Here is a 14,225-nt window from a genome sequence, read left to right as displayed (position 1 = left end):
TCGTCACAAAGGCACAAATCGAGGAAGACGTTTGAGGCTCTGTGCTATGAAATCCTTCAGCCTGGCATCCGCTTCAACCTCGGACTCATCGCCGCCAATCTTCGTGACATAGCGCACCAATGCGCCATCGGTTCGGCCCATGGTCAGGCCGTCCTTCACAACGCTGAACTTTGCCAAGACATCGTTGGTCATTCGCTTGCCACGCTGTTCAAACCAGTAATAAACGAGCTGCTGCGACAATCCCTTCTGGATCACCGCACGGTTCACTTCGAAAACGCCATACCCAGCGCCGGTCATATCGATGCGGTAAGGTTCGAGGCTGAAGATTTCCCACCCTCCGACAGGCAGGCAGACTTCGGGGGAATGTATGCCTTCACCCTCCGCCTGCGTGTCGTAAAACGCCACGAACATGTTCACAGCGGCCGAGGCCTCGACGGAGCTGTAGGTCGCGTTCAGGTAGTCGGTCGCGCCCAGGACTTCTTCGACTTCGGGTTCTAACGTGTGTGTGGTTCCCGACCAGGTCCCTATACTGTAGGGAAAAAGCGCAAAGGGCTGACGGTCTAGCGGCGGAGCGTCATTGACACCGCGGATGCTCCAGGCAGCCGAAACCGCCAGCGTGATAAGCGCCCCTGCGGCTAAGGCTTTGGATGCACGAATTCCCCACAGTCTCGCCAAAATTGCCCCAAAGCCGCTTGTGTCGAGATCGATCGCCTCCGCAAGCGGTTTGGGGTTTGCGGTCAGGCGCTGCAGCATCACGGCCGTCGCGAACAAAACGGCAATACAGGCCAGAAAAACCACCCAGCCTTCGAAGAAATGCAGAAAGCCTTCTGCCTGTTCAATCCCGTAGCGATCGACCAGCAATCCAATCACCCCGATCCGGAAGGAATTCATCAGCACCGACAACGGTGCAGCCATCAATAGGAGAAAAACTTTGTGCCAAAGCGGCCCACGATAGAGGATCGCGAAAAGGTACGAGAAGCTCAGAATGGGGAAGAGGTACCGCAGGCCGGAACAGGCCTCTGCGACCTGAAGTTTGTAGACCCCAAGGTCGATCACATTGCCTTCCAGATAGACCGAGATGCCGGCAAGGCTGATGAACCAGACGCCAATCGCCGACGACACCCACTGCAGAAAAATGGTCATCTTCCAGTAGAGGATTTGCGGCAATGGCAGCATGAAGACCAGATGCACAACGCCAAGCTGATGCCGTTTTCCGCGTCGCCAACCAAAAACGGTCAGCACAACGCCGCCAATCCAGATGATCATCGCGTAAGTAACGATGTCGGGAATCCGGGTCAGGTTTCCGAAAACCGCCACCACCAGCGCGAAAAGGATCACCAGAACTCCGGGCCAGCGATCAGGTGGGTTCACCTCCGGCAGAGGCATGCGCCGGAGCTCACGCAAGAAAAGGTATAGCGAGATGAGCGGAATGAGCGGTCCGTGGCTATATTCGGCGGTACTCCACGCCTGGGCGAGCGATACGATGCCGATCCAGAAAATCGGGACAGATCCGGCGAGCAGAAGAGCAAACCAGAAAAGGCCGGCGGCGTTGATACCGGGACGTGTTACGTGAAGGCTCTGTTCTGATGAAACGGCACACATGATTCAGCTGACGGGCACATTGACTCGGACCCACACACGTTAAGCTTCATGTCCACACCAGACAATGGGAGACGAGAAAAAATGTCGTGATCTCCCGAACTTGGCTTTGCCCAATCGAAATCGAAACAAAATGCATGATCATTCACTCATTGTTTCCGGTTGAAAAATGAGCGTAAAAATCAAGGACGCTATTTGATTCACCACGCGCACAATCTGTTGGTATATTAGAAAATCTCCGAGCCGCGCAGGTTGTCTTTTTCAATCGTCGAACTGGACCACTCAGGTCGGGCTGATCACCCCTTCTCGCCATTCGCTCTCAGCGAAACCAGGAAACGCTGCGGTCAAGTGTCACGAAAACGGCGTTGTCCCAAGCGGTGCCGATACCGGACGTAAAGAGATAGCGGCGCTCGTAGCCAAGCGAAAGGGTCCAGTCCCGCGCCAATTCACGCTGATAGGCCGCACGGAACTGGCCGCGGGCACGGTCGATGATCCCGCCGGTGCCGGCATCGCTGACATCGACGTAATCGAGATCGAAGGTTAGCTCGGAAAACTCGGTTATTTCGTATCCCAAGCCAAGCGCACCGCGTGTCACACGCTGGACCTCCGCCTCATCGCTGACATTGAAGCTGCGCGACAGTGAAACCGTGACTCGACCCCGCGGCAATTCATGGCTGTAGTCGAGTTTGCCGATTGTCCTAGGGTCGATACCATCAGCATCCATGGCGCCAAGGCCGATGGTAATCGAACCCGCCGGAAGCACATATTGTCGTTCCACCTCTACCGTGCTGTGGCGCCCGGCACTGGTCTGCTCGCTGTTCAAATGCAGTGCAATCGCACCCCGCGGAAGAATACGGGACAATGACAGTGACAGTTCTGTCCCTTGAGTCACGCCCGCAACGGAATCATCGATTTTGCGCACACCTAAGCTGGTCTCAATGACGGTGGTCTCCGACAGCTCATGCGTAATGCCGAAATTCAGCGCCCGGGTGTCACGTTTCGTCGACGTAGCGTCCGCGGCCTCATAGCGCGCGAAGGTCGCCATCACTTGGCCCTCCGTTCGCGGAGAGAACCGCAGCTTTGTTGTGGCCTTGGCACTGTTGGTCGTCCGCTTGAAAAGCCCTGGATCCGTGGTGCCGTCATATCGGGTGCCGCGATGTTCCAGTTCGAGAAGAAAACCCAAAGGCGCGTTTAGCCCGGTCTCAAAGGTCATAGTAGCGCGATAACTGTCGCGCGTTCCGTTATCGGTGATCAGGTCGATCTCACCGGGATCCTCGCCTTCTTCCAGGATAGTGAATCCATCGACCTCTGTTCGGTCAAAGCTGGCATCGAAAGACAGTCGTGCATTGGCGCCTTCAAGCGCATAGCTGAGATCGACGCTTGGGTTCTCGATAACGGTGGAAAACCCGGTGCCCGGCGCATCTTCGGTTCGAAAGGTGCCAGCAACACTCAACGCCAGCTTCTGACGCCGGGTTTCGCTTTCCAAGCCGAAACTCAGTCGGTTGTCAAAGCGCAGCGTCGATCCGGCGGAAACCGGGTCAAGATCCAGATTGTCATGGGCCCGCAGATCAGAACTGATCCCAAACGTCAGTCGCAGTCCCCCGGCAGGCTGCTGCGGCGATGCCTCCGCCGCGCCAGCCAGCACGGCGGCTCCTGCCAGAGCCGCTCTGAACCTGCGAGACCACATATGTTCCCCACCTGTGGCTATTCGAAAAGACGTCGCTCGGGAACTACAACCACATCTCCCGACTGAAGAACTGTACTACCGGGAATGCGCGGTTTGTTGCTCTGGCCGGTGTAGCTGAAAAGATAAGTCGTCACGGCGCCGGTTGCCGGATCGGTCCTGCGAAGCTCGATACGTTTTTGTGCTGCGAACTTGGTCAATCCGCCGGCCTCGGCAAGGAGCTGCAAAATGGTGGTGCCCGGCGATACTTCCAGTTTGCCCGGCTTGGCGATCTCGCCCATCACATAGGCGGCAACCACCGGCGGCGCCGCGCGGCGGCTGCGCACCGGTTTGCGTTCAGCCAGAGTATTGACCGACACGAACACGTTCGGCGCCGCAGCAAAGTTCGAGGCCAGTCCGGTTGCGATCGCGCCTTGCAGGTCCGACACCGTGCGCCCGCTCGCCCGAAGGGTCCCTGCAAGAGGAAAACTGATCGTACCGTCAGGAAGAACCAGCGCATCGCGATTCAGAGCGCTATCTTCCAACACTTCAATGCGCAGTGTGTCCCCGGGACGTATCCGGTACCCGTCCTGCGCCGTGGACGATGGGGCTGAAGTCACCACAAACACCATAGTCAGAACCAGGGCGCTGATAACTCTCATCAGATGTCGCGGCATGTGTTGCTTTCGTCTAGTTGGCTTCCACGTGGAAAAAATATGCCGGTTTGCACCGACCGACGGAACTCGCCCTGGAAAAAAAACTCTCGGTGCGGCAGATTTGCCAAGTTTGAGCTGCCGCTGCGGATCAGTTATCGGCAGGCACCTCCGCCTCGAGTCGAACAATCTCAGCTTTTACCTTGTCCAGTATCTCCGGTCTCCTGCCGCTTTCTTCGATTAGTTCGACCGCCTCTCTTAGCTTCGCCAGCGCCTCCGTCTGCTGTGTCAGCGCCGAATAGACCATCGCCAGATGATATTGCACCAGTGGATCTTCTGGAAGGCCTTCCGAGGCGGGTTTCAGGTACTCCAACGCTTCCTCGTGATTTCCCAGCCGGTACGCGATCCAGCCATAGGTGTCCTGAAACGGTGCGGCTTTGGTGCCGCGCAAGCGCCTGGCAATCGTGAAAGCACGCTCAAGGCTTTCATCATCATCGCGATAAGAGGAAATAAGACTCGCCAGGTTGTTGGCGATGACCTGCGAGTTGCTGTTCCGCTCATAAAGCGTCTCGTATATCGAGATGGCCTTTTCGATATCGCCCCGAGACTCAAACTCACCGGCTTGAACCCAGTTAAGGTTGGCGCTTTCCGGCAAGACCTCCAAACCCTCGCTGAGAACTGCTGCCGCCGCCTCGTTCTCGCCGCGACTGCGGTGAAGGTTATAGAGCGCGACCCAGATATTTTCCCGATTGGGCGACTCTTCCAACAACTCTCGAAACATGCTCTCCGCAGTTTCCACCTGGCCCTCGATCGCCAGAACCGTAGCCGCCACAAAGCGCAATGCCGGGTTTTCCGGATCCGCTTCGAGTTGCTCGTTGACGTATTCGAGCGCCCCTTGCACGTCACCATTGGCCAACCGCAGTCGAACCACCGCGGCGACGGACCTTAATCCACCGTCAACCTCGGCCAACTGGTCGAGAAAGGCGCCAAGCTCGGTTTCACGGTTTTGGCCGGCAAGTTTGCGCGCCGTCAGCTCATTGGCAGCAGCGCGGCTTTCAACAGTACCCAGCCGTGTCAAAGTATCGATCACATGGTCACTACGCGACCAGTCTTCCATCCGGACATAGACATTCCCCAAAGCTTCCAGAAGTTCAGGATTGTCGCGTTTCAGGCGTAAGGCATCCAACAGAATATCTTCCGCCGACAGGAGCTTTTCGTCGCGAAGCAAAACCCGTGCATAGCGCAAGGCTTCAGGCGGCGCACTGTTCGAGGCCTCCACGGCAAGCGCCAGCATTTCGTTCATTAACTCGCGGTTGCCGGCACGTTCGTAGGCGCGCGCCAGAAGCGTTAGCACTTCGGCGTCGCGCGGGCTCTGATCGAGCGCCCGTCGCAGTTCGACGATCGCATCACCGGTGTGATCATCATCTATCAGCCATCCGGCCTTGAGCTTCAGCGCCGAGACATGGGTTGGGTCCTCATTCAGAACCTCCTCGACTTGCGCACGCGCGCCGACCGAGTTGCCGGTGCGGATCAACATATTCGCCAGCGCGATCTTGATTCTGCGGGTTTGATCCGACGGCTCGGCCCCCTGCAGAATGTCTTCCATCTCGGCAATCGCCGCATCCTGTTTGCCGGCGTTGAAATCCAGCCCGGCGCGTATCGAGCGGAACAGGGCTGGATCAGCCTCGGTTTCCGAAAGAATCCGTTCAATTTCGGCGCGGGCGGCATCGGGGCTGACATACTGAGCCAGAAAACCTACCAGCACTACGTACCCCTCGACGGCCTCATCGTCCAAGGCAATGCGGCTACGAAGATAATCTTCGGCATCTGCAATGCGTTCGCGCGCAACAAACCAGCCGATCAACTGACGGTGAATACTTTTGTCCTCGGGATAGCGTTCGGCCATCATTTTCAGATGGGCCTCGATCTCATCCTCGCGACCGAGTTGCTCTAGCGAAATCAACTGTAAGTTGTGCAGAGTCCGGCTATCCGGGTTGACTGCGAGAGCCTCATCGATAGCCACCAGCGCGTCCGGCCAGTCCTGGCGACGGATCAGATTGTCGATTACGACGCGGCGAGCATTCATCAGGCTCGGGTCTGTCTTGACCAACTCTTGCGCCACGGCAACTGCGGCTCCAGCGGCAGCCGGATCCTGATCGAGCAGCGCTTTGCGATAGTCGAAGGCTGTGCCAACGGCCCGCACAATCGGATCATCCGGCGCCAACTTTTTTGCCACGACAACATGGCGCTCGACCTCTTCCCAGTTGCCTGTCTCCAACGCCAGCCGCGCCAATGCCCGGCGCCCATCCAGATCTTCAGGGTATTGTTCTACCAAACGCAGATACTGGCCATAGGCCGAAGAAATATTGCCGCGTTGCTCTTCAACCTGCGCATACGCAAGCCGTGCATCACGGTGGTACCCGTTCAGTTTGAAGACATTGCGGAACTCGACAAGCGCACGGTCCGTGTCACCTGCTTCGAGCAGTTCCATCCCCTTCTCAAAGTGCTCTTCGGCGCGCTCTTCAGCGGAGTCGCAACCGGCCAACAAGCCTGCACCAAGAAAGAGCGTCAGAATAACGACTGCGCGTTTTAGCATTTGAGCCTCAAGTTTGATTAATGACTACGCTACCGTCAGGCCCCGCTTGACTTCCAGCTATTCACCGCCCGGTGCAGCGTAGAACAACCCCGACCGTCGCCGCAAGTATGCGCAGATCCGTGCCGAAACTGAGAATTCGGTTGTAAACGGTGTCGAATGACGCGCGCGCAGCGAAACTTCCATAGCTGCGGTCGGAAATCTGCCAAAGACCCGTGATGCCTGGACGCAGCGCATAATAGTCCTGCCCGGGATAAAGCTGCTTTTGGTCCTCCATCATCGGACGCGGCCCAACGATCGACATGTCTCCCTTCAACACGTTCCAAAGCTGTGGCAGTTCATCAAGCGAAGTTCGACGTAAAATGTGGCCCAGTTGGGTAACGCGCGGATCGTCGTGAAGCTTCTGCTTGAGATCCCACTCCCGGCGCGCTTCCGAGTTTTCGTCCAGAAACGATAGCAGACGGGCTTCGGCATCGGGAACCATCGTGCGTATCTTCAGCATCCTGAACACCCGGCCGCCTCGACCGACTCGTTTTTGCCAGTAAAATGGCGAATGGCCATCCAATGCGGTCAGGAGTGCCGTAAGGGCGACCAACATCAGGCCGGCTGGCGCCGTGATGAGGACGAAGAATATGTCAAAGGCACGCTTACCGAATGCACGATAGATGCCAAAACGATCGCCTTGGCGCCCGATCTCTCGTTCAGAAATATCAACGGTCTCCGTGCCAACGGAGTCTCTAAATTGAACAGTCACAATGGTACTCCCCCAAGCACTCTCCAAAAATACAATATCACCAACCTGCTTCGGCGGATGACTTACCTGAATGCAGCCTCGCTGAATTGACCCACAGCCATAATTCCTACTTTCTTTAGAGTATCGAAAATCGCCGTAGAGTAAAGTGATTCTATTTTAAACCAACGGCTTGACCACCTCACAACCACAAGCTGAAGGCGTTCGGTATTTGGAAACAATTTGCGAGATATCATGATCATTTAGCCAACAACGCACGCAGCTCGTCTGTACCTGCAAAGGTTTTCGCCCGGAATTTGGAAGGGTATGTTTCCACACCTGTCCACTCGTGGTAAGTGGCTGTGTGGGGGACACCAAGGGTAAGACGGTAAATCGGTTCTTTTAGGATTCTGAAGACAGAATGTCATCTAACAGGCTCTATCTGGATTTTTTCGAGCTGAGTGAGCGCCCGTTCACGCTCGTGCCGGATCGGAACTTCATGTTCTGGTCCAAGCAGCACAAACAGGCATACTCGGTTCTCGAATTCGGGGTCCTGTCCAGTGCACCGATCACGCTGATCACCGGCGAGATTGGTGCCGGAAAAACAACTCTGGTCCAGGCGCTTCTGGCCGACATCCATGAAAACGTCACAATCGGTTTGGTCTCAAATGCTCAGGGCGGCCGCGGCGAGCTATTGCAGTGGATTCTGAATGCTCTCTCGGTCGAGTTCGAAGCAAGCGCCAGTTACGTCTTGCTGTTCCAGACGCTTCAGGATTTCCTGCTCGCTGAATACGCCGCCGGGAAGCGGGTTGTGCTGATTTTCGACGAGGCGCAGAACCTGTCGCTCGAAGGCCTCGAAGAGCTCAGGATGCTGACCAACATCAACTCGAACAAGGACGTGCTGATCCAACTCATTCTGGTTGGCCAGCCCGAACTGCGGGACATGGTCAGAGACCCCAGAATGCAGCAGTTGGCGCAGCGTGTCGCGGCAAGCTTTCATATCGACACGCTGAATGCAGAAGCTGTCGCCCTCTACATCGACCACCGGATGCAAATGGCGGGCGGCAGTGGAAAAAAATTCACACCAGAGGCCTGCAAGCGGATTCACGACGCAACTGGCGGCGTTCCGCGACTCGTCAATCAACTTTGTGAGTTTGCCCTGCTCTATGCATGGAGTAGTGAGTCTGGCATCGTCGATGAGCAAATCGTAAAGCAGGTTCTTGACGACGGCGTCTTCTTCGGAGAACGCCAACCTTCTGACGAAAACTTGGTGATGTTCCAGAGAAACGGCAGCACAGATGAGTGATCTGAAGTACTATTTCTCGATTTTCCTACGCCGCTTGCCCTGGTTTCTGGTGGTATCAACCATCTTGTCGGCTATATCTGTCACCGTGGCATTCACGCTGCCACCTGCCTATGTCAGCCAGATGCGGCTGATTGTTGAATCGCCGCAAATCCCTGAAGAACTGGCACCGTCGACTGTGCGAACACCGCCGGTGGAACAGTTGGAGGTACTTCAGCAGAAACTTCTTACGCGGAGTAATCTTCTGGATATCGCGCGGCGGCTCAATGTGCTTCCCAATACGGACAAGATGAACCCCGATCAGATCGTCCAAGCGATGCGGGCACGCACCTCCTTTGAAATGCCTCGGGGCCGCAATCCTGTACCGCTGATGACGATAAGTTTCGAGGCGCCGACTCCCCGCAATGCTGCGGAGGTACTCAACGAATACCTAACCCTGATTCAGCAAGAAGATGTCGAATTCCGTCGCGGCCGGGCTGGAGAGACCTTGGAATTTTTCTCCCAAGAGATCGAACGACTCAGCAATGAGCTCGACGACCAAAGCGCGCGTATACTCGAATTCAAAGAAGCCAATACAAACGATCTTCCCGACAGTCTGGATTTCCGCCTCAGCCAGCAAGCGCTGTTGCAGGAGCGGTACAACGGCCTCGACCGTGAGATCGCAAGCCTTCAAAACCAGCGCACGCGACTGATCGAACTTTTCGAGCAAACCGGTAGGGTCGCAGATCCTGACGAAGACAAGCGTTCTCTGACCCCGGATCAACAACGCCTGGCAGACCTGCAACGTCAGCTTGATGAAGCCCTGGCGATCTATTCGCCAGAGAATCCGCGCGTGACATTGCTCCAGGCCCGTATCAAACAGTTGCAAGCCACTATAGCGACCACAGCATCGGCTAATGAGGTTGAGACCCCCGAGAACGCGATCGGAGCCCAAACGCCATCGATGCTTGATTTCCAACTGGCTGAGATCGACAGCCGGCTCGAAACTCTGTCCAGCGAAAAAACCGAGGTCGACGCTCGACTGAAACGACTGACGGAAAGCATTGAACGGACACCCGGGGTCGCAATCACTCTGCAGGAGATGGAGCGCAAATACTCCACGATCCAAACCCAGTTCGATCAGGCCGAAGACCGGCTGTCGAAGGCCCGGACCGGCGAACGGATCGAGGCGCGGTCGCGTGGCCAAAGGATCTCGGTGATTGAACAGCCCGCTGTTCCGAGCCAACCGACGAAACCAAACCGTATGTTGATAGCTGCGGGCGGTACCCTGTTTGGGGTTGTTGCCGGGCTTGCTCTGGTCGTGCTGCTGGAATTTCTCAACACTACGGCCCGTCGGCCCGAAGACCTTGTGAACCGGTTTGGAATCACGCCGTTTACGACGATCCCCTATGTCCGGACACGCGGACAGCGGTTCAGACAACGCGCTTCGAAGCTGTTTCTGATCCTCGCCATTCTAACCGGTATTCCCGCCGCAATTTATGCGGTTCATGTCTACTACCTGCCGCTGGATTTGCTCGCCGACCAGCTTATGAACAAAATCGGCGTGCGTTGGTAAGGGTCAAGCGATATGGAAAAACTTCAGAGAGCGATCGAAAAGGCCCGTGCACAGCGAGACGGCGAAGTCAAAGAACGGCAGAAGCCCTCAGAAGATATCTCGCCTGTCCCCACATCGGTGGAGGAAGCGTGGGACGCGCTGCCCACGATTCAATTCAAGAGCGGCACCTTGCACCGCAACCGGATCGTCACACCACAAAGCGGGGCGATTTCCGCACCGTTCGATTTGTTGCGTACGCGAATGCTGCGTCAGGCAAAAACACACGGCTGGCGTCGCATTGCGTTTGTGTCACCGCACAGCTCCTGCGGCAAGACCACAACTGTCGCCAACCTCGCCTTCAGCCTGGCCCGGCAAACCAGTATCCGGACATTGGTCTTCGACTTCGACCTGCGCCGGCGTGGTCTGACTGAACTCTTCCGGCAAAAGCCCACATATGGGATGGCTGACGTGCTGGAGGGCCGCGTGTCTTTCGCCGACCATGCTCTTCGTTATGGAAAAAATGTGGCATTTGGATTCAACCTCGAATCAACCCAAACCGCTTCGGAAATTCTGCAGAGCCAAAAAACACAGGCTATCCTCGACGAGATCCAGAACGATTATCAGCCCGACCTGATGCTTTTTGACATGCCACCGCTGATGGCCAGTGACGACAATTTCGGGTTTCTGCATAACGTCGATGCCGCGCTGCTGCTGGTCGCGGCAGAAAAGACCACCATGTCCCAGATCGACGTCGCCGAGCGCCAGGTCGCCGATCTGACCAATGTCATGGGCATCGTCCTGAACAAGTGCCGCTACACCGACGGGGCGCATGGGCATGAATACAACAGTTATTACTGAGCCCGCACCCGACATCGCCGTCATCATTCCGCATTACAACGATGTCGAGCGGCTTGAGCGATGCCTCACCGCATTGATGCAGAACGACATCGCTGGGGCCGAGGTTCTGGTGATTGACAATAACTCACCGGACCCACCTGACCGACTGCACGATCTATTTCCCAAGGTACGGTTTTTGAACGAGCTTGAAAAAGGCGCCGGACCTGCCCGCAACCGTGGCGTCGCCGCCAGCCGAGCTCCGTTTCTGGCCTTCATCGATGCGGATTGCGTGCCGGGCCACGATTGGCTCGCGACCGCGCGTCGTGTGGCCAAGCGCGCAGACCTGATCGGCGGCCGTGTCGATGTCTTCGACGAAACCCCGCCGCCACGCAGCGGTGCGCAGGCTTTCGAAAAGGTATTTGCCTTCAACTTTAAAAGATACATCGAGGTTCAGGGCATTTCCGGAGCAGGTAACCTGGTCACGTCTCGTGCCGTTTTCGACGATGTTGGACCTTTCCGCACAGTCGTGTCGGAAGACACCGATTGGACCCGCCGCGCTGTGGCGAAAGGCTACCGGCTGGAATACGCGGATGACCTGGTGGCGAGCCACCCGTCACGCGCCGACTGGCCGGCCCTCCGGAGCAAATGGCGCCGGCTGATGCAGGAGAGCTTTGCCCTGGCGCTAACCACCCATCCTGCGCCGATGGCGCGGATTCGCTGGGGCCTGAAAGCGCTGGCTATGCCAGCAAGCGCGTTGGTTCATCTGCCGAAGATCCTGGCCAGCCCCAAGCTCGATAGCTTTGGCGAACGGCTACGCGGTGCGCTGACCTTGGTTCATCTACGCACCCTGCGGATGGTTTGGATGCTGCGCCAAGCGCTAGGCAGAGCAATCTAAACAATCTGGCTGTCGCAAAAGAAAAGAGGCCGCAAAGCGGCCTCTTTCCGGAATTACGTACAGATCGTGACTGAGCGATCAGGCTGCCTTGCGACGGCGGCGTGCGATCCCAAGACCGCCAAGCGCGGTCAGCAGCAGCAGGCCACCGGCCGGCAGCGGCACTGCCGCGATGAGGAAGTCCATGTTCGCCTGGCCGGGCACAGCACTATTGATGCTGTCCCACGTCGCGACCAGCGAGAAATAGTCACCAGCTTTAACACTAACCGAGAGAGCGCCATCGACCGGCTCGGTCGTATAGGCGAGTTCGCCAAGGCACGAAAGCGGAGACGAGGTCGAGTTGTCCGAGCACCAGGATATACGAAGACCGACAAACGGGTCCAGCGGGTTGGTCGTGCTGAAATTCAGCGCCGTCAAATCCTCTTCAGCGTAGAAGTAAAATGCGATCGCGCCACCATTCGTGGAATTGACCGCCTGCAGTTCGCCGTCGAAGACATCCCCCATCGAGATACTATTCACGGCGTGCGGATGCGCAAATGCGACTCCATTCTCTTCCATGGCGTCCAGCTCCAGCGGAGCGGAAGGTTCAGACGTGTATGTGAGGTTGCCCACAGTCACAGCACTGGCTGCAACAGGCGCCACCGCCAGAACGGCCCCAGCCACCGCCGATTTCAGAAAATTCTTCAGGTCAATCATTTTCGCCCCCAAACCTTGTAAGCTTCTTTGAACACAAACCAGTCACATAGAATGGTTCAACTCTCCGAGTAAACCTACATGTACGAAGTGAGTCGCTCAATGTTTTTCTTCAAGTTTCCATATTTTTGACACATTTGGTCCGCCGAAGTTCTCGCTGAAGCTGCAAAACCTGCCCACATGCGCGGTTTGCCGAACAGACTGTTTCCATAGCCGCAACAAACCGGATTCGGTAATGACTTTTTCTGAATCGCGCTTCCTCCCGAACCGAAAACCTGCAGCATTCAGTTCAGCGCTGCTCGAATTATGGTTCATCGGGAAAGAGCAAAGGGTCGACATAGACCTCATCGCGCGGCACCTTATCAGATCGTACCAATCGCCAATCACCGTCCTGCCCCAGTTCATACACGCGCTGTTCATGCCGCGGCAGCAAGATAGAGATGAACGCTGGAGCGCTATCGAAAACCCCGTTATGGGCGAAAACACCGATATCGACTCGAGAAGAGAGGACATCATTGCGCCCAGGCGTTGCGCGGGGCTGTTGCCAGCTCACCTCGATCCGCGCCCGCCGGCCTTTTTCGTCCAGCGGCTCGATAAGTGTATTTTCCGGATCACCGCGTAAAAGCACCCAGGAAAACATCAGCTCCCGCCCGTTCGGGTCGCGTGTCCCTTCGGCGGAAACGACCATTTCACGTCGAAACGCCTCGTGCCTCCAGATCCGGGCGATAGCCGACGGCGTGTCGAAGTACCTTTCATCCTCCGCCAAGTCCTCCGCGACAACCTCCAACCGTATCATCGGTGGCACTGAGTCCGGCGCAATCGCATTGGCCAGCGACACCATGCGGCCTGCAACAATTTCCTCCGCACCAAAAACCGAAGGGTGCGCTGCACCACTCAGGTAAGCTTCCCGGCTCAAAACCCTTGCCCGTCGATAGACCATTTGCACGGTCGGCGCGATCAGCCCGGTTTCGCGCAAACGCGCCTTGGTATCTGGCCGGAACGCCGCGAGAATCATCGCTAGCGCCTCCAGGTGCATTTGGTCGAACCCGGAAGATCCTTGCGAGACCAGATAATAGGGCGTGTTCGCCGGCAAAAGATCGCCAAGCTCTGGGTCGTGGTCTTTGTGCTCGGGATAGACGTGGATTTGGCCGGCCACATAGTTTTGGAAGAGACGGGCAGGACCGCCCTCCTGGGTCAGAATCAACCGTGGCAATGAGCGCCAGAACCTGCCGCCAGTAGCCGCCATCGAGGAATTGCCGATCAACGGTGCATCGAAGATCAACCCGAGAGCGGCGCCATAGTCGACCCGGGCCGCGCGCAGCTTCTCGCCATAAGTAACGCGGGTGAGTTGCGGAAAAGCGCCCTCGGGCAGGGTAGAGTGGCCGCGATCGCGGTTCTCGTAAAGATCACCATGATTGCCGGCGGCCTGACCTGTTGCATAGAGACGCCGCAGCGACCCTTCCGCCGCGCCGGTCTGCGTCTCTCCCAGAACCGTCGTGTGGTTGTCGGGAAAGACCATACGAATTAGCCGCCGATCACTCGGTAACAGCGTGACCGTGTTCTCTACCTGCACTGTCGCGATACCATCCTGCACAACGACCGGAAGAACTGATGCCGGTAGCCGCGACTCTTGCGCCTGCAGCGGACCGCCAAAAACGGCAATAGCCTGAACTAGAAAAACGGCTACGGCCACCCAGCTTGCCGTGCCCCGCCCTCGCATTCCACGGC

11 protein-coding genes are annotated in these 14,225 nt (G+C 57.0%); 4 read left to right on the top strand and 7 right to left on the bottom strand.

The features are described from left to right. Nucleotides 1-3 precede the first annotated feature (3 nt). The 5 genes from xrtD to NO357_RS07075 form a co-directional block, all read right to left on the bottom strand. Nucleotides 4-1,602, bottom strand: a complete 1,599-nt coding sequence (gene xrtD, locus NO357_RS07095; RefSeq protein ID WP_306734939.1) for a VPLPA-CTERM-specific exosortase XrtD — start codon at nt 1,600-1,602, stop codon at nt 4-6. A gap of 316 nt (nt 1,603-1,918) precedes the next feature. Next, nucleotides 1,919-3,244 carry a hypothetical protein gene (locus NO357_RS07090; protein ID WP_306734938.1) on the bottom strand — a complete coding sequence of 442 codons (1,326 nt, stop codon included), beginning with the start codon at nt 3,242-3,244 and terminating at the stop codon, nt 1,919-1,921. Between the two features lie 59 nt (nt 3,245-3,303). Beyond that, nucleotides 3,304-3,939 (bottom strand): polysaccharide biosynthesis/export family protein, encoded by a 636-nt coding sequence (locus NO357_RS07085; RefSeq protein WP_306734937.1) that lies wholly within the window; start codon nt 3,937-3,939, stop codon nt 3,304-3,306. Between the two features lie 127 nt (nt 3,940-4,066). After that, complete coding sequence (locus NO357_RS07080; protein ID WP_306734936.1) at nt 4,067-6,511, bottom strand: tetratricopeptide repeat protein; 2,445 nt, start codon at nt 6,509-6,511, stop codon at nt 4,067-4,069. Nucleotides 6,512-6,572: 61 nt separating this feature from the next. Then, nucleotides 6,573-7,262 (bottom strand): sugar transferase, encoded by a 690-nt coding sequence (locus NO357_RS07075; RefSeq protein ID WP_306734935.1) that lies wholly within the window; start codon nt 7,260-7,262, stop codon nt 6,573-6,575. A gap of 397 nt (nt 7,263-7,659) precedes the next feature. On the opposite strand from NO357_RS07075, the gene NO357_RS07070 reads away from it, so the two are divergent. From NO357_RS07070 to NO357_RS07055, 4 genes are read left to right on the top strand one after another with little or no spacing between them, the layout of a single operon-like run. Further along, on the top strand, nt 7,660-8,544 hold the full coding sequence (locus NO357_RS07070) for an ExeA family protein (RefSeq protein WP_306734934.1): 885 nt from the start codon (nt 7,660-7,662) through the stop codon (nt 8,542-8,544). Next, nucleotides 8,537-10,096, top strand: a complete 1,560-nt coding sequence (locus tag NO357_RS07065) for a GumC family protein (protein WP_306734933.1) — start codon at nt 8,537-8,539, stop codon at nt 10,094-10,096. The genes NO357_RS07070 and NO357_RS07065 overlap by 8 nt, the downstream gene beginning before the upstream one ends. Nucleotides 10,097-10,108: 12 nt before the next feature. Next, nucleotides 10,109-10,933: a CpsD/CapB family tyrosine-protein kinase gene (locus NO357_RS07060; protein WP_306734932.1), complete on the top strand. Its 825-nt coding sequence runs from the start codon at nt 10,109-10,111 to the stop codon at nt 10,931-10,933. Continuing rightward, the gene (locus NO357_RS07055) at nt 10,911-11,807 is read left to right on the top strand and encodes a glycosyltransferase family 2 protein (protein WP_306734931.1); all 897 of its coding nucleotides are present in this window, start codon (nt 10,911-10,913) and stop codon (nt 11,805-11,807) included. The genes NO357_RS07060 and NO357_RS07055 overlap by 23 nt, the downstream gene beginning before the upstream one ends. A gap of 78 nt (nt 11,808-11,885) precedes the next feature. Here the strand turns inward: NO357_RS07055 and NO357_RS07050 are convergent, their stop codons facing one another. Continuing rightward, on the bottom strand, nt 11,886-12,500 hold the full coding sequence (locus NO357_RS07050) for a VPLPA-CTERM sorting domain-containing protein (RefSeq protein WP_306734930.1): 615 nt from the start codon (nt 12,498-12,500) through the stop codon (nt 11,886-11,888). 301 nt (nt 12,501-12,801) lie between these two features. Continuing rightward, nucleotides 12,802-14,190, bottom strand: a complete 1,389-nt coding sequence (locus NO357_RS07045; RefSeq protein WP_306734929.1) for a hypothetical protein — start codon at nt 14,188-14,190, stop codon at nt 12,802-12,804. Nucleotides 14,191-14,225 lie beyond the last annotated feature (35 nt).

It is taken from the genome of Marimonas arenosa (genome assembly GCF_030848945.1).
In the GTDB taxonomy this organism is placed as follows: Bacteria; Pseudomonadota; Alphaproteobacteria; order Rhodobacterales; family Rhodobacteraceae; genus Marimonas; species Marimonas arenosa.
Note: the sequence above shows the minus strand (reverse complement) of the source record. Positions and strands in the feature narration are given on the sequence as shown.